Origin of the sequence: Kosakonia sp. H02, assembly GCA_030704225.1 — a bacterium.
Lineage (GTDB): Bacteria > Pseudomonadota > Gammaproteobacteria > Enterobacterales > Enterobacteriaceae > Kosakonia.
This window is the reverse complement of record CP131915.1, coordinates 3,409,940-3,426,549: the sequence shown is the minus strand read 5'-3', so window position 1 is coordinate 3,426,549 and position 16,610 is coordinate 3,409,940. Positions and strand designations below refer to the sequence as shown.

Below are 16,610 nucleotides of genomic sequence, written 5' to 3'. Positions count from 1 at the left end.
AAGTTCCCAGGCCGGATGCCGATAACACCGTTAATAACTTATCAAGAAGGTGTTGCAAGTGAACCGTATCCGCGTCGTTACATTACTTATGAGCGTGCTGGTGGTCTTCGCCCTGTTACAGCTTGTCTCCGGTGGGCTCTTTTTTTCGTCGCTTAAGCAAAACCAGCAAAGTTTTGCCGTCTCCAACGATCTGCGTATGCAACAGACGGAACTGGGGAAAGCGTGGGAACTGATGCTGCAAACACGCATCAACCTGAGCCGTTCTTCGGCGCGGATGCTGCTCGACCCGAGCAACCAGCAAAGCAGCGCGAAAACCGATCTGCTCAATAGCGCAAAAGCGTCGCTGAATGAGGCGGCAAAACACTATGACGCCTTCCGTCAGTTGCCGACCATGCCGGAGATGGACGCAGCCCGTCAGACCCTTGATGAGAAGTACCAGACTTACCATGCGGCGCTGAGCGAACTGGTGCAATTCCTTGAGAGTGGCAACATCGATAGCTTTATGGCCCAGCCGACGCAGGGGATGCAAAACGCCCTTGGCGAGGCGATGGCGAAATACGCAAGCTTAAGCGACAGCCTCTATCGCAACGCCTGGGATCAGAGCGTCAGCGACTACACCTTCGCCAAATGGCAGATGGCGGTTCTCGCGCTGGCGCTGGTAATTGTGCTGGCCGGCGTCTGGTATGGCATCCGCCGGATTCTGCTCTCGCCGCTGTCGGCGGTGATTGCTCATATCCGTGAAATTGCCGGCGGTAACCTGACGCATTCGCTGCGCATTGCCGGGCGCAGTGAGATGACTGAACTGGCGCAGAGTGTCGATCATATGCAAAACGCATTGATTGAAACTGTCACCAATGTGCGCCAGGGCTCGGATGCGATTTATTCTGGCACCAGCGAAATCGCGGCCGGGAATAACGATCTCTCATCGCGTACAGAAGAGCAGGCCTCGGCGCTGGAACAGACCGCCGCCAGCATGGAAGAGCTGACCGCGACGGTGAAACAGAACGCCGAAAACGCCCGTCAGGCGTCATTGCTGGCGCAAAGCGCGTCGGAAACCGCCGGGCGCGGCGGTAAAGTGGTGGATGGCGTGGTGAAAACTATGCACGAGATTGCCACCAGTTCGCAAAAAATCGCCGACATTATCAGCGTGATTGACGGCATTGCGTTTCAGACCAATATCCTCGCGTTGAACGCGGCGGTGGAAGCGGCGCGCGCCGGTGAGCAAGGCCGGGGTTTTGCCGTGGTCGCCGGAGAAGTGCGTAACCTTGCCAGTCGCAGTGCGCAGGCCGCAAAAGAAATTAAGTCATTGATTGAAGATTCTGTTTCCCGGGTCGATACCGGTTCTGTGCTGGTGGAAAGCGCCGGGGAAACCATGTCGGACATTGTTAACGCGGTAACAAGAGTCAACGACATTATGGGTGAGATCGCCTCGGCATCGGATGAACAGAGCCGTGGCATCGATCAGGTTGCGCTGGCGGTATCCGAAATGGATCGCGTCACGCAACAGAATGCGTCACTGGTACAACAATCGGCAGCCGCAGCCGCTGCCTTAGAAGAACAAGCCAGTCGATTGACGCAGGCGGTATCGGCCTTCCGCCTTTCCTCTGTATCAGGCATGGCGCAACCTGCTTTAACGCCGGTAGCAGGCCGCGCTCAGACCCCGGCGCGGAGCCGCCACCTTGCCACCGGACAAGAGGATAACTGGGAAACCTTTTAAGCAGTGCGTAACCGCGGATTTTTCCGCCAGATGGGGCGTTGATGTTAAATCGTATTCGTATCTCAACAACATTATTTTTAATTTTGATTGTGTGTGGCGTTTTGCAGGTTGGCAGTAACGGTTTGTCTTTCTGGGCATTTAAAGAGAGCACCTCCCATTTACAGGAAGTCGAAAAGAGTAACCAGCAGCGCAGTGCGCTGATGCAGATGCGGGCCGTATTGTTACAGGCCAGCACCGCGCTGAATAAAGCCGGGACGTTAACTGCGCTCAGTTATCCGCCGGACGATATCAAAGCGCTGATGACACAGGCGAAAGCCAGCCTGAAACAGGCGGAAGAAACAGAAAAAGCGTTTGTCAGCAGTGCGGCGCTAACGGCGGAAGGCAAAAAATTACAGGAAGGGACGCAGGCGAGTTTCAATGCCTGGCGCAGCGACCTGGAGCACCAGGCCACCTGGCTTGAGAATAACCAGCTGTCGGATTTTATGACTGCGCCGGTGCAGGAGTCGCAAAGTAAATTTGATGCCAACTTCAGCGCGTGGGAGAAGCACATTAACCACTTTACGGAGCAGGCCAGAGTCATCAGTGAAAGTAACTATCGCCGTTCGGCGGTGATCTTCATCGTGGTGGTTATCCTGGCGGCACTGTTGACCACGGTGGCGCTGTACTGGTCGCGCAAGATGATTGTTCAGCCGCTGGCGGTGATGAGCGGGCATTTTGACAGCATCGCCGAAGGCAACCTGGCCCGCGCGATTGAGGTTAACGGGCGTAACGAAATTTCGGCCATTTTCGCCGGCCTGCAAAAGATGCAGGTGTCGCTGCGCACCACGGTGAGCGATGTTCGCCACGGCAGTCACGCCATGCATACCGGCATTTCCGAGATTGCCGCAGGCAACAATGATTTATCTGCGCGTACGGAACAGCAGGCCGCATCGCTGGCGCAAACCGCGGCCAGCATGGAGCAACTGACCGCCACCGTCGGCCAGAACGCCGACAATGCGCGACAGGCGTCGGGGCTGGCGCAAAGTGCAGCCCAGACGGCGGCAAAAGGCGGGCAGCAGACCTCAAGCGTGGCGAGCACCATGCATGAGATAGCCAACAGTTCGCAGAAGATTGGCGATATCACCAGCGTGATTGATGGCATTGCCTTTCAGACCAATATCCTGGCGCTGAACGCCGCTGTAGAAGCCGCCCGCGCCGGTGAGCAGGGGCGCGGGTTTGCGGTGGTGGCGGGCGAAGTGCGTAACCTCGCCAGTCGCAGCGCGCAGGCGGCAAAAGAGATTAAGGGCCTGATTGAAGAGTCGGTATCCCGCGTTCAGCAAGGTTCTGTGCTGGTGGATACCGCCGCGCAGACGATGAATGAGATTGTCCGCTCCGTCACCCAGGTAAACGACATTATGGGCGAAATCGCCTCCGCGTCTGACGAACAACGCCGCGGGATTGAGCAGGTTGCTCAGGCTATAACCCAGATGGATCAGGTGACACAACAGAATGCGGCGCTGGTAGAAGAGGCCGCCTCAGCCACCGACCAACTGGCCAACCAGGCAGATCACCTTACCGCGCTGGTTGCTGTGTTTAAGATTGATGAGCATGTAGCAGTACCCGAATTGGCACCGCCGACGGCCGTGCCTGTTGCATCATGAACTGAGTTGAGAAGGCGCTATGACATCATCACTGCCCAACGGGCAAACGTCATCAATATTGCAGCAGATGACACAGCGCCTGGCGCTGTCCGACGCGCATTTTCGTCGGATATGTCAATTGATCTACCAGCGTGCGGGGATTGTCCTCGCCGACCATAAACGCGACATGGTGTACAACCGTCTCGTTCGGCGTTTGCGCTCGTTGGGGTTAGATGATTTTGGCCGCTACCTGAGCATGCTGGAAGCGAATCAGAACAGCGCCGAGTGGCAAGCGTTTATTAACTCGCTGACCACCAATCTCACTGCCTTTTTCCGGGAAGCTCACCACTTCCCGGTACTGGCAGAACATGCGCGTAAGCGCACGGGGGAATACCGGGTCTGGAGCGCGGCGGCCTCCACCGGGGAAGAGCCGTACTCGCTCGCCATCACCCTTGCTGACGCGCTGGGTATGGCGCCGGGTCGCTTTAAAGTATTCGCCAGCGATATTGATACCGAAGTGCTGGAAAAAGCACGCAGCGGGATCTATCGCCTGGACGAGCTAAAAACCCTCTCGCCGCAGCAGATGCAGCGCTACTTTATGCGCGGCACTGGCCCGCACGCCGGGCTGGTGCGTGTGCGACAGGAACTGGCGAACTATGTCGAGTTCTCCACGGTGAACCTGCTGGATAAGCAGTACAACGTGCCGGGGCCGTTTGACGCGATTTTTTGCCGTAACGTTATGATTTATTTTGATAAAACGACGCAACAGGACATTTTGCATCGTTTCGCTCCGCTGCTTAAGCCGGATGGATTACTGTTTGCCGGGCATTCGGAGAACTTCAGCAACCTCGTACGTGAGTTTAGCTTGCGTGGGCAAACAGTTTATGCGCTGAGTAAGGATAAAGCATGAGTAAAATCAGGGTGTTGTCCGTTGATGATTCCGCATTGATGCGGCAAATCATGACCGAAATTATTAATAGCCACAGCGACATGGAAATGGTCGCGACGGCTCCGGATCCGTTAGTCGCACGGGATCTGATTAAAAAATTTAACCCGGATGTCTTAACCCTGGACGTGGAAATGCCGCGCATGGATGGGCTGGATTTCCTCGAAAAATTGATGCGCTTACGTCCGATGCCGGTGGTGATGGTCTCCTCCCTGACCGGTAAAGGGTCGGAAGTGACGCTGCGGGCGCTGGAACTGGGGGCGATTGATTTTGTCACCAAACCGCAAATTGGTATTCGCGAAGGCATGCTCGCCTACAGCGAAATGATTGCCGAGAAGGTGCGTACCGCATCACGCGCACGCATTGCGGCGCACAAAACGATGGTGATCCCGGAAACCTTAAAGGCCGGGCCGCTGCTCAGTTCGGAAAAATTGCTGGTTATCGGGGCGTCAACGGGAGGAACAGAGGCAATTCGGCATGTACTCCAGCCATTGCCGCTCTCAAGTCCGGGTATTCTGATAACCCAGCATATGCCGCCGGGCTTTACCCGCTCCTTTGCCGAGCGGTTAAATAAATTGTGTCAAATCAACGTCAAAGAAGCAGAAGACGGTGAACGCGTATTGCCAGGGCATGCCTATATTGCGCCCGGTGATAAGCATATGGAGCTGTCCCGTAGCGGGGCGAACTATCAAATTAAGATCCACGATGGCCCGCCGGTGAACCGGCACCGACCATCGGTGGACGTGTTGTTTCATTCGGTGGCGAAACACGCGGGGCGAAACGCCGTGGGGGTTATTCTCACGGGGATGGGCAACGACGGCGCGGCCGGAATGTTAGCGATGCACCAGGCAGGCGCCTGGACCATTGCGCAAAACGAAGCAAGTTGTGTGGTGTTCGGCATGCCGCGTGAGGCCATCAATATGGGTGGCGTCAGCGAAGTGGTCGATCTTAGCCAGGTAAGCCAGCAGATGCTGGCGAAAATCAGTGCCGGACAGGCAATACGTATTTAACGAGGAGTGAAGTTTTATGGCGGACAAAGAGCTCAGATTTCTGGTTGTGGATGACTTTTCCACAATGCGTCGGATCGTGCGCAACCTGTTAAAAGAGCTGGGGTTTAATAACGTTGAAGAAGCCGAAGACGGCGTTGACGCGCTGAATAAACTCCAGGCCGGTGGTTTTGGTTTCGTCATCTCTGACTGGAACATGCCTAACATGGACGGTCTGGAACTGCTGAAAACGATCCGCGCGGACAGCAACATGGCATCTCTGCCGGTGTTGATGGTCACGGCTGAAGCGAAAAAAGAGAACATTATCGCTGCGGCGCAGGCCGGTGCGAGCGGCTATGTGGTGAAACCATTTACCGCGGCAACCCTGGAAGAAAAATTGGGCAAGATCTTCGAGAAACTTGGCATGTGAGGACTGGATAGATGATTCAACCTTCAATTAAACCAGCGGAAGAACATTCACCCAGCGATATTATTGCCCGCATCGGTAGCCTGACGCGTATGCTGCGTGACAGCCTGCGTGAGTTAGGGCTGGATCAGGCGATTGCTGAAGCGGCGGAAGCGATTCCCGATGCGCGCGACCGTCTGGACTACGTGGTGCAGATGACCGCTCAGGCGGCAGAGCGTGCGCTGAACAGCGTTGAAGCGTCTCAACCGCATCAGGATGAAATGGAAAAAGGGTCGAAAGCGCTGAGCAAACGCTGGGATGCGTGGTTTGAAAACCCGATTGAACTGGGCGATGCACGTGAACTGGTGACCGATACCCGCCGTTTCCTGGCGGAAGTGCCGGGCCACACCAGTTTCACCAACGCCCAGTTGCTCGAGATCATGATGGCGCAGGATTTCCAGGATCTGACCGGTCAGGTTATCAAGCGCATGATGGATGTTATCCAGGAGATCGAACGTCAGTTGCTGATGGTGCTGCTGGAGAACATCCCGGAACAATCTGCGCGCCCGAAACGTGAAACCGAAAGCCTGCTCAATGGCCCTCAGCTCGACGCAACCAAAGCGGGCGTGGTGGCAAGCCAGGATCAGGTCGACGATTTACTCGACAGCCTTGGGTTCTGATAGCGATTTATCAGTAACTTACATAAAGCGGGAAGGGGAGAGACTTCCCGCTTTTAGACCTTTCTGACGGGTTTATCCGCTTTTTCTCGCTGCCACAGCGTGAACATTGCCTGCGCCAAATGGCGAAAACCCCCTGTTTTTATGCCTTACTCCGCCCATTAGACCGTCTTGACTCTGGCAATATGACGTCTCACCTGTAACCCGTGGACGTTGGCCGTGGCCTCTGAAGACAACGACGACAAAACAGAATCGCCCACCGCGCAACGACTGCAAAAAGCGCGCGAAGAGGGGCAGATCCCCCGATCAAAAGAACTGACATCATTGCTGGTTATGTTGGTCGGTATCTGCATTCTGTGGTTTGGCGGCGCGTCGTTCGCCCATCGACTGACGATGGTGCTCTCCTCCGGGTTACGCTTTGACCACAAAATCATTAATGACCCGAACCTGATCCTCGGGCAGATAATCATCATGTTCAAAATGGCGCTTATCGGCATGTTGCCGCTGCTGACGGGCGTCGTCGTCATCGCGTTGATTGCGCCAATGATGCTGGGCGGTCTGGTGTTCAGCACCAAATCGCTGGCGTTCAAGTTTTCCAAACTCAACCCGCTAAGCGGGTTAGGTCGGCTCTTTTCAGCCCAGGTTGGCGCGGAGCTGGTGAAAGCGCTGATGAAAGCCCTGTTTATGGGCAGCGTGGCGGGAATATTTCTCTGGCACCACTGGCCGGACATGATGCGCCTGATGAGCCAATCACCGCTCACGGCAATGGCGAGCGCCATGAATCTGGCCGGGCTGTGTGCGCTGCTGGTAGCGTTAAGCATCATCCCGATGGTGGGTTTTGACGTGTTCTGGCAGATCTACAGCCACCTGAAAAAATTACGCATGTCGCGCCAGGATATTCGTGACGAATTTAAACAGAGCGAAGGCGACCCGCATGTTAAAGGCCGCATTCGCCAGATGCAGCGTGCGGCGGCGCGTCGTCGCATGATGGCCGATGTGCCCAAAGCGGATGTGATTGTCACCAACCCGACGCACTACTCCGTCGCGCTGCAATACGACGAGAACAAAATGAGCGCGCCGAAAGTGGTGGCGAAAGGCGCGGGCATGATTGCCCTGCGTATTCGCGAGTTAGGCGCACAAAACCGCATACCTGTTCTTGAAGCACCGCCGCTGGCGCGTGCGCTTTATCGTCATGCTGAAATTGGTCAGCAAATCCCCGGTCAGCTCTACGCGGCCGTTGCCGAAGTGCTGGCGTGGGTATGGCAGTTGAAACGCTGGCGTTTGTCAGGCGGACAACGCCCCGTTAAACCTGAGAATCTCCCGGTGCCAGAGGCGCTGGACTTTTTGAACGAGAAGGACACTGATGGCTAATCTGGTAGCAATGCTGCGTCTGCCCGGCAATCTGAAATCGACCCAATGGCAAATCCTTGCCGGGCCGGTGCTCATTATGCTTATTTTGTCGATGATGGTGCTGCCGCTACCGGCATTTGTCCTCGACTTACTGTTTACCTTTAACATTGCGCTGTCGATCATGGTGCTGCTGGTGGCGATGTTCACCCAGCGCACGCTCGAATTCGCCGCGTTTCCTACCATTTTGCTGTTCACCACCTTGCTGCGCCTGGCGCTGAACGTTGCCTCGACCCGTATCATTCTGATGGACGGGCATACGGGCGGCGCGGCGGCGGGGCGCGTGGTTGAAGCCTTCGGCCACTTCCTCGTTGGCGGTAATTTCGCCATCGGTATCGTGGTGTTCGTCATCCTCGTTATCATCAACTTTATGGTTATCACCAAAGGTGCGGGGCGTATTGCCGAAGTGGGCGCGCGTTTCGTTCTTGATGGGATGCCGGGCAAACAGATGGCTATCGACGCCGACCTCAACGCCGGAATTATTGGTGAGGATGAGGCCAAGCGTCGGCGCAGCGAAGTGACGCAGGAAGCGGATTTCTACGGCTCCATGGACGGTGCGAGCAAGTTCGTTCGTGGTGACGCTATCGCCGGTATTTTGATCATGGTGATTAACGTTATCGGCGGTCTGCTGGTGGGTGTGCTGCAACATGATATGTCGATGGGCAGTGCGGCAGAAAGTTACACCCTGCTGACCATCGGTGATGGTCTGGTGGCGCAGATCCCGGCGCTGGTTATCTCCACCGCCGCGGGCGTTATCGTTACCCGCGTCAGTACCGATCAGGATGTCGGCCAGCAGATGGTCGGGCAGCTTTTCTCTAACCCACGCGTGATGGTGTTGAGTGCGGCGGTACTGGGGCTGCTCGGTCTTGTGCCCGGCATGCCGAACTTTGTCTTCCTGCTGTTTACGGCGGCGTTACTGGGGCTGGCCTGGTGGTTGCGCGGTAAAGAGATGAAAGCGCCAGTTGAAGCGATTGCGGTCAATAAGGTGCAGGAAAACACCCAGGCCGTCGAAGCGACGTGGAGCGATGTGCAACTCGAAGACTCACTCGGCATGGAAGTGGGTTACCGCCTGATCCCAATGGTAGACTTCCAGCAGGACGGCGAACTGCTTGGGCGTATCCGCAGTATTCGTAAGAAGTTCGCGCAAGATGTCGGCTTCCTGCCGCCGGTGGTGCATATCCGCGACAATATGGACTTGCCGCCGGCGCGCTATCGCATTCTGATGAAAGGCGTGGAAATTGGCAGCGGCGAGGCGTATCCGGGGCGCTGGCTGGCAATCAACCCTGGTACGGCTGCCGGTTCTCTGCCGGGTGAAGCGACCGTCGATCCGGCCTTTGGCCTGGCGGCAATCTGGATTGAAAGTGCGCTGAAAGAGCAGGCACAGATCCAGGGCTTTACCGTTGTGGAAGCCAGTACCGTGGTGGCTACGCACCTGAACCACTTGATTGGTCAATTCTCGGCGGAGCTGTTTGGTCGCCAGGAAGCGCAGCAACTGCTTGACAGAGTTAGCCAGGAGATGCCGAAGCTGACCGAAGATCTGGTGCCGGGCGTGGTGACGCTGACGACGCTGCATAAAGTGCTGCAAAACCTGCTGGCCGAGCGCGTACCGATCCGCGATATGCGTACCATTCTGGAAACGCTGGCTGAACATGCGCCGCTGCAAAACGATCCTCATGAACTGACTGCTGTGGTCCGTGTGGCACTGGGCCGCGCGATCACGCAGCAGTGGTTCCCGGGCAATGATGAAGTGCAGGTGATTGGCCTTGATACGCCGCTTGAGCGCTTGCTGTTGCAGGCCTTACAGGGTGGCGGCGGCCTCGAGCCAGGTCTGGCGGATCGTCTGCTCGAACAGACGCAAGAAGCGCTGGCGCGCCAGGAGATGCTCGGTGCACCGCCGGTGCTGCTGGTTAACCATGCGCTGCGTCCGCTACTGGCCCGTTTTCTGCGCCGCAGCCTGCCGCAACTGGTGGTGTTGTCGAACCTCGAGATGTCCGACAACCGCAGTATTCGTATGACCGCGACCATTGGAGGACAATAATGCGCATATTTGCTCTGCTTCTCGCACTCCCGCTTTTCGCTCACGCTATGGGTGAAGGCGCATGGCAGGCCAGCAGTATCGGCATTACGCTGGCGAATCGCGGCGTGGTGGCTTCATCACGCTTACTGGGGCCAACGCAGCCGGTCAGCGGATTAATGACGGATGTCTCCTGGCGCTACGAACTGAATGGCCCGACGCCCGCAGGTTTGCGCGTGCGGCTCTGCTCGCAAGCGCGCTGTGTAGAGCTGGACGGGCAGAGCGGCACGACGCGCGGCTTTTATGATGTTCCTGCGCTTGAACCGCTGCGCTTTGTCTGGGAAGTACCTGGCGGGGGGCGTTTATGGCCCAATCTGAGTGTGCGCAGTAACCAGGTGCTTGTGAACTACCGCCAACCCTGACGGCTTCGCTTTCAGGAAACTCAAGCAGTTAGCTGTTTTTTTATCCTCTCATCCCGCCGCCCGTGCGGGATTTTGCTATCTGCGCCTCATTTTTGGCCTCTCCTTTTGAAGCAAAAGAAACGCTGTTTTATAAATCAGTGAAGCGAGTATCGACACTCTTTGTGTTTTTGCCAGCGGCGTCATGTTGATGGCAGAAACAGAAAGGTTTCCCGCCGCACATCCTCTTACTTTAGCCGTGTAAGAAATCCCTTTGGCTAAGCCGGATCGCCAAAGGTCCCCAATAATGAACAGGGTTGACGGCAATGAAAAAACAAAAAATTGGATTGGCTAATTACCTCGCCTACGGCTCGGGCGACTTTCTGGGTGCAGGCACGACCGCATTAACCGCAGCATGGTTACTCTACTTCTATACAACCTTTTGCGGCCTGACGCCGATTGAAGCGACGTTTATTTTTGCCGCCGCCAGGGTGCTGGATGCGGTGGTTAGCCCGCTGATGGGCTTCTTAACTGATAACTTCGGCTCGACACGACTGGGTAAACGTTTTGGTCGGCGTAAGTTCTTTATTTTGTTGGGTATTCCTTGCGTGTTCAGCTACTCCATTATGTGGGTAGGGGACATGAGTTTCTGGTATTACCTGCTGACTTATCTGCTGTTTGACGTGGTTTATACCATGATCCTGGTGCCCTATGAAACGCTGGTGCCGGAGATGACCGATGATTTCAAACAGAAAACCAAATTCTCCGGCGCGCGTATCTCCATGGCGCAGATGTCGGCGATTCTGGCCTCCTTCCTGCCGGGGATTTTGCTGACGCACTTTGGCAAAGACAACGCGGTCTCTTTCTTCTATGCAAGCCTGGTCTTTTCTGTTCTGTGCGCCATTATGCTGACCCTGGTGTGGATCTTTACCTGGGAGCGCCCGCGTGAAGCGTGGACGGAAGCGGCGCTGCGCGCAGAAGAGGAGAAAAAGAGCCTCACGCTTGGGCAGAGCCTGCGTCGCCTGTTTGTCGAACTCAGTTCTACCCTGCGGATTAAAATTTTCCGCCAGCATTTAGGCATGTACCTCGGCGGTTATATCGCCCAGGACGTCTTCAACGCCGTGTTTACGTATTACGTGGTGTTTGTGCTGATGCAGGAAGCCTCTCTGGCATCGAACCTGCTCGGCACTATGGCGGTGTTCCAGTTCATCGCGGTTATCGCCATGATCCCGCTGTGTATCCGTTTCGGGCCCGCGCCGTCTTACCGCATGGTGGTGGTGCTGTTTGGTCTGAGCGCCATGTCTTATGCCGTGCTCTATTACGCCGGGCTGAGCGATGTTTACTCCCTGTTGCTGCTGGTTTCTGCCGTCGCTGGTCTGGGGCGCGGGGGGATCAACTACGTACCGTGGAATACTTATACCTACATTGCGGATATTGATGAAGTGGTTACCGGCCAGCGCCGCGAAGGGATCTTCGCCGGGATCATGACCCTGACCCGTAAAGCGTCGCAGGCCGGGGCGGTAATGCTGGTGGGCATTGTGATGCAGACCTCTGGTTTTGTTTCCGGCCAGAAAACCCAGGTGCCGGAAGTGAGCCACACCATTTTGATGATCATGTGCTTTGGAACCGTTGCCGTGCTGTGCTGCGGTTTCCTGGTCTCCCTGCGTTTCAAACTGAATCTGAAAACCCACAGCGTACTGCGTGAAGAGACGGCAAAAATGCGTGAAAACGGCCGCGCGATGCCGGAAAGCATTACGCCGCAGGCGCGGGCAACCGTCGAAATGCTGGCGGGGATGCCTTACGAATCGCTGTGGGGGAATAACAACATTGGTTACCTGAATCGTAATAAACCTGCTGCGCCACCGCTTAAAGCGGCGCAACTGAAATCGACTTACAACTGAGGTTAAAAATATGAAGGTTTGGCCTGTCAAACACAGCCCGTTACTGCGTCAGCCAGAGCGTTTTATCGCCCGTGATGAACTGAAAGCGTTGATCCGCAAGGTGACGCACAATCTGGTCAATATTCACGATGAAAGCGGCGAGTTTTTACTCCGTCTCGACGATGGTCGTGTGATTGACACCAAAGGCTGGGCCGGTTGGGAATGGACGCACGGCGTCGGGCTGTATGGCATGTATCAGTATTACCGCCAGACGGGGGATGAATACATTCTGGGCGTGATTGATAGCTGGTTCGCCGACCGCTTTGCTGAAGGCGCAACCACCAAAAACGTCAATACTATGGCGCCGTTCCTGACGCTGGCGTATCGCTATGAAGAGACCGGCAATCCAGCTTATTTACCGTGGCTGGAGAGCTGGGCCGAGTGGGCAATGAACGAGATGCCGCGCACCGACTTCGGCGGCATGCAGCACATTACGCTGGCGGAAGAGAATCATCAGCAGATGTGGGACGACACGTTGATGATGACGGTGTTGCCGCTGGCAAAAATCGGCAAGCTGCTTAACAAGCCGGAGTATGTCGAAGAGGCGGTGTATCAGTTCCTGCTGCATGTGCAAAATCTGATGGATCGGGAGACCGGGTTGTGGTTCCACGGCTGGAGTTACGCAGGGCAGCATAATTTTGCCAACGCCCGCTGGGCGCGCGGCAATAGCTGGCTGACTATTGTTATTCCCGATTTTCTGGAACTGGTGGATCTGCCGGAAAATAATGCGGTGCGCCGTTATCTGGTGCAGGTGCTGAATGCGCAGATTGCCGCGCTGGCAAAATGTCAGGATGAGAGCGGGCTGTGGCATACGCTGCTCGATGACCCAAACTCCTACCTGGAAGCTTCCGCCACTGCCGGTTTTGCCTATGGCATGTTGAAAGCGTTGCGCAAGCGTTATATCAGCGCTGATTACACCCCGGTGGCGGAAAAAGCGGTGAAAGCGATTGTCAGTAATATTTCGCCGGAAGGGGAGTTGTTGCAGGTGTCGTTCGGGACAGGAATGGGCAGCGATCTTGAGTTTTATCGCCAGATCCCGTTGACCTCAATGCCGTATGGTCAGGCGATGGCGATGCTCTGTTTAACGGAGTATTTGCGCAAATATTTTTGAGAGGATGAAAAAAGAAAACCCCGGGAAACCGGGGTTTTTTTATGCGCGATCAGGTTTTGTAGGCCGGATAAGGCGTAGCCGCCATCCGGCAAGTTCCCACTGGCGAAAACAATTACATACGCTCGACGGTTTCGATACCCAGCGTATCCAGACCCAGTTTCAGGGTTTTTGCCGTCAGCAGCGCCAGCTTCAGGCGGCTCTGGCGCACGTCGTCGCTCTCTGCGCTGAGGATCGGGCAGTGCTCGTAAAAGCCGGAGAACAAACCCGCCAGATCGTACAGGTAAGCACACATCACATGTGGTGTGCCTTCACGCGCAACCACGCTCAGGGTCTCTTCAAATTGCAACAGACGCGCCGCCAGCTGGGCTTCGCGCTCTTCGCGGATAACCACCGGGGCATTTTCCAGCGTACTTTCTTCAATATCCGCTTTGCGGAACACCGAAAGTACACGGGTATAGGCATACTGCATATACGGCGCGGTGTTGCCTTCAAACGCCAGCATATTGTCCCAGTCAAAAATGTAATCGGTGGTGCGGTTTTTCGACAGATCGGCGTATTTCACCGCGCCGATACCGACCGCATTCGCCAGTTTTTCCAGCTCGTCCGCTGGCATATCCGGGTTCTTTTCTGCCACCAGGCGACGGGCGCGTTCCAGCGCTTCATCCAGCAGGTCAGAAAGTTTTACGGTACCGCCCGCGCGGGTTTTAAACGGTTTGCCATCTTTGCCCAGCATCATGCCGAACATATGGTGCTCCAGCGGGACGGAGTCCGGCACATAACCGGCTTTACGCACAATAGTCCACGCCTGCATCAGGTGTTGATGCTGACGGGAGTCGATGTAATAGAGCACGCGATCCGCATGCAGCGTTTCATAACGGTATTTGGCACAGGCGATATCGGTTGTGGTGTAGAGGTAGCCGCCATCCTTTTTCTGGATGATGACGCCCATCGGCTCGCCTTCTTTGTTTTTGTACTCATCGAGAAACACCACGGTTGCGCCTTCGCTCTCCACTGCCAGACCTTTGGCTTTAAGATCCGCGACAATCCCCGGCAGCATCGGGTTGTAGAGGCTTTCACCCATCACATCATTGCGGGTGAGGGTCACGTTCAGGCGCTCGTAGGTTTGCTGGTTCTGGCTCATGGTGATATCGACCAGCTTGCGCCACATTTCGCGGCAATATTCGTCGCCGCCCTGCAATTTCACCACATAGCCGCGCGCGCGCTCGGCGAATGCCGCGTCTTCGTCATAATGTTTTTTGGCTTCGCGGTAGAACCCTTCCAGGTCCGCCAGCGCCATTTCGCCCGCGTTTTCCTGCTGTTTCAGCTCAAGGAAGGCAATCAGCATCCCGAACTGGGTACCCCAGTCGCCGACGTGGTTAGCGCGAATGACCTTGTGACCAAGGAACGACAGCGTACGCACTGCGGCATCGCCGATGATGGTGGAGCGCAGGTGGCCGACATGCATCTCTTTCGCTACGTTTGGCGCAGAGTAGTCAACCACGATGGTTTGCTGTTGCGGCTGCGAAACGCCCAGTCGAGGGGATTTCAGCGCGGTGCTTACCTGTTCAGCGAGAAATTCCGGGGCAAGGAAGATATTAATAAAGCCAGGCCCGGCGATTTCGACTTTGTTGGCGATCCCGTCAAGAGAGAGGTGAGACAGGACTTGTTCAGCCAGTTGTCGCGGTGCCATACCCAGTTTTTTCGCCACTGCCATCACGCCGTTAGCCTGATAGTCGCCGAACTGAATTTTTGCTGACTGTCGAACCTGCGCTTCGCAATCTGCGGGTGCGCCTGCCGCAATCATGGCCTGACTGACTTTTTCTGAGAGAAGTGCCTGAATATTCACCGGGATACCTTACTTTTAGGACGCCGCATAAGAAGGGCTGCGTCCGGGTGTTTATTAAAGGCGGGAGTATACTGCAAATGCCCGGTGGCGTCAGTACTGCATAACACGGTAGATTATGCGCTTTGTTATGAGTTGCGAGCACCGTTATGAGCCATTGGCAAACAATCGAAGAGTTGCAGGATATTGCGGAAGATTTGCCGCATTTTGCCGACAAATTGCAAAATTTGACTACCCGCCTGGGGTTAAATATCGCACCCTTAAACGCCGACCATATTTCGCTGCGCTGCCACCAAAACGCGATGGCGGAACGCTGGCGGCGCGGTTTTGAACAGTGTGGTGAATTGCTGTCGGAAAATATCATCAACGGTCGGCCGATTTGCTTGTTTAAGTTGCACGAACCAGTCTGCGTTGCCCACTGGACCTTCACGGTCATTGAACTGCCGTGGCCGGGGGAAAAACGCTACCCGCACGAAGGCTGGGAACATATCGAAATCGTGCTGCCAGGCGAGGTGGAAACGCTGAATGCACGCGCACTGGCGCTGCTGGCCGATGAAGGGTTAAGCCAGCCGGGGATAGCAGTAAAAACCAGCTCACCGAAGGGAGAGCATGAACGGTTGCCCAACCCAACTCTGGCGGTAACGGACGGACAAGTGACGGTGAAATTTCACCCGTGGAGCATAGAAGAAATTGTCGCCAGCGAGCAGTGAAATGCAAGGGTGTGAAGGCGCGCAGATCTGCCTTTGCGCAAGCGTGCGATGATGAAAAAAGGAGGAGTCATGACATTACTGGAAATCTGCTGTTACAGCGTTGACGACGCGCGAATAGCGCAGCAGCACGGAGCCGACCGGATTGAGTTTTGCGCCGCGCCGAAAGAGGGCGGGTTAACCCCTTCTGCCGGGGCATTGAAAGCCATACGCCAGACGGTCACCATTCCGGTGCACCCGATTGTGCGCCCGCGCGGCGGCGATTTTTGTTATCGCGACGATGAGTTTCGCGCCATGCTTGACGATATTCATTTCATGCGCGAGTTGGGCTTTCCGGGGCTGGTCACCGGCGTGCTGGATGAAGACGGCAATGTCGATAGCGCCCGGATGGGCGAAATTATGCGCGCCGCAGAGGGCATGTCGGTGACATTTCATCGCGCGTTTGATATGTGCGCCGATCCGCGTCAGGCGATTGAAACCCTTGCTGAATTAGGCGTCGCGCGCATTCTGACGTCCGGTCAGCAGTCTTCGGCAGAAAAAGGAGTTTCATTAATCAGGGAACTAAATGCTCTGTCCGGTGTTCCAATCATCATGGCTGGCGCAGGTGTGCGTGCGGAGAACCTTGGTATCTTTCTCAACGCCGGGGTGAAAGAAGTACACAGTTCAGCGGGGCGCTGGATACCGTCGCCAATGCGCTATCGCAATACAGGATTATCGATGTCATCAGACGTAAATGCGGATGAGTATGCCCGCTACGGTGTTGACAAAGAAGCCGTGGCTCTGATGAAGCAGATGATCACGCGTCACGGCCGCTAAACCAGTTTTTACCGCGCATCATG

14 protein-coding genes are annotated in these 16,610 nt (G+C 55.7%); 13 read left to right on the top strand and 1 reads right to left on the bottom strand.

Annotated elements, in window-relative coordinates; all coding sequences use genetic code 11:
- Positions 1–58: 58 nt before the first annotated feature.
- The 11 genes from tar to Q5705_15995 all read left to right on the top strand — a co-directional run bounded on the left by tar (position 59) and on the right by Q5705_15995 (position 13,221).
- Positions 59–1,717, top strand: a complete 1,659-nt coding sequence (gene tar / locus Q5705_16045) for a methyl-accepting chemotaxis protein II (protein ID WLI76089.1) — start codon at positions 59–61, stop codon at positions 1,715–1,717.
- Positions 1,718–1,758: 41 nt separating this feature from the next.
- Complete coding sequence (gene tap, locus Q5705_16040; protein WLI76088.1) at positions 1,759–3,357, top strand: methyl-accepting chemotaxis protein IV; 1,599 nt, start codon at positions 1,759–1,761, stop codon at positions 3,355–3,357.
- A gap of 19 nt (positions 3,358–3,376) precedes the next feature.
- Complete coding sequence (gene cheR / locus Q5705_16035) at positions 3,377–4,246, top strand: protein-glutamate O-methyltransferase CheR (GenBank protein ID WLI76087.1); 870 nt, start codon at positions 3,377–3,379, stop codon at positions 4,244–4,246.
- A complete protein-coding gene (locus Q5705_16030) occupies positions 4,243–5,292 on the top strand; it encodes a chemotaxis response regulator protein-glutamate methylesterase (GenBank protein ID WLI76086.1) in 1,050 nt (349 codons plus the stop codon). Before cheR ends, Q5705_16030 begins: the two co-directional genes overlap by 4 nt.
- Before the next feature lie 16 nt (positions 5,293–5,308).
- Positions 5,309–5,698 carry a chemotaxis response regulator CheY gene (gene cheY, locus Q5705_16025; GenBank protein ID WLI76085.1) on the top strand — a complete coding sequence of 130 codons (390 nt, stop codon included), beginning with the start codon at positions 5,309–5,311 and terminating at the stop codon, positions 5,696–5,698.
- Between the two features lie 11 nt (positions 5,699–5,709).
- Positions 5,710–6,354: a protein phosphatase CheZ gene (gene cheZ / locus Q5705_16020; GenBank protein WLI76084.1), complete on the top strand. Its 645-nt coding sequence runs from the start codon at positions 5,710–5,712 to the stop codon at positions 6,352–6,354.
- 216 nt (positions 6,355–6,570) lie between these two features.
- Positions 6,571–7,722, top strand: coding sequence for a flagellar biosynthesis protein FlhB (flhB, locus tag Q5705_16015; protein ID WLI76083.1), 1,152 nt, complete (start codon positions 6,571–6,573; stop codon positions 7,720–7,722).
- Positions 7,715–9,796, top strand: a complete 2,082-nt coding sequence (flhA, locus tag Q5705_16010; protein ID WLI76082.1) for a flagellar biosynthesis protein FlhA — start codon at positions 7,715–7,717, stop codon at positions 9,794–9,796. Before flhB ends, flhA begins: the two co-directional genes overlap by 8 nt.
- Positions 9,796–10,194 (top strand): flagellar protein FlhE, encoded by a 399-nt coding sequence (locus Q5705_16005; GenBank protein WLI76081.1) that lies wholly within the window; start codon positions 9,796–9,798, stop codon positions 10,192–10,194. Before flhA ends, Q5705_16005 begins: the two co-directional genes overlap by 1 nt.
- 302 nt (positions 10,195–10,496) lie before the next feature.
- Complete coding sequence (locus tag Q5705_16000; protein WLI76080.1) at positions 10,497–12,071, top strand: MFS transporter; 1,575 nt, start codon at positions 10,497–10,499, stop codon at positions 12,069–12,071.
- Between the two features lie 10 nt (positions 12,072–12,081).
- Positions 12,082–13,221 carry a glycoside hydrolase family 105 protein gene (locus Q5705_15995; GenBank protein ID WLI76079.1) on the top strand — a complete coding sequence of 380 codons (1,140 nt, stop codon included), beginning with the start codon at positions 12,082–12,084 and terminating at the stop codon, positions 13,219–13,221.
- Between the two features lie 112 nt (positions 13,222–13,333).
- On the opposite strand, the gene argS is transcribed toward Q5705_15995, so the two are convergent.
- Positions 13,334–15,067 (bottom strand): arginine--tRNA ligase, encoded by a 1,734-nt coding sequence (gene argS, locus Q5705_15990; protein ID WLI76078.1) that lies wholly within the window; start codon positions 15,065–15,067, stop codon positions 13,334–13,336.
- Between the two features lie 146 nt (positions 15,068–15,213).
- Here argS and Q5705_15985 point away from each other — a divergent pair, with 146 nt between their 5' ends.
- Both Q5705_15985 and cutC read left to right on the top strand, forming a co-directional pair.
- The gene (locus tag Q5705_15985) at positions 15,214–15,774 is read left to right on the top strand and encodes a VOC family protein (GenBank protein WLI76077.1); all 561 of its coding nucleotides are present in this window, start codon (positions 15,214–15,216) and stop codon (positions 15,772–15,774) included.
- 69 nt (positions 15,775–15,843) lie between these two features.
- Entirely contained in the window at positions 15,844–16,587 is a 744-nt protein-coding gene (cutC, locus tag Q5705_15980) for a copper homeostasis protein CutC (protein WLI76076.1), read from the top strand.
- The last annotated feature ends 23 nt before the right edge of the window (positions 16,588–16,610 follow it).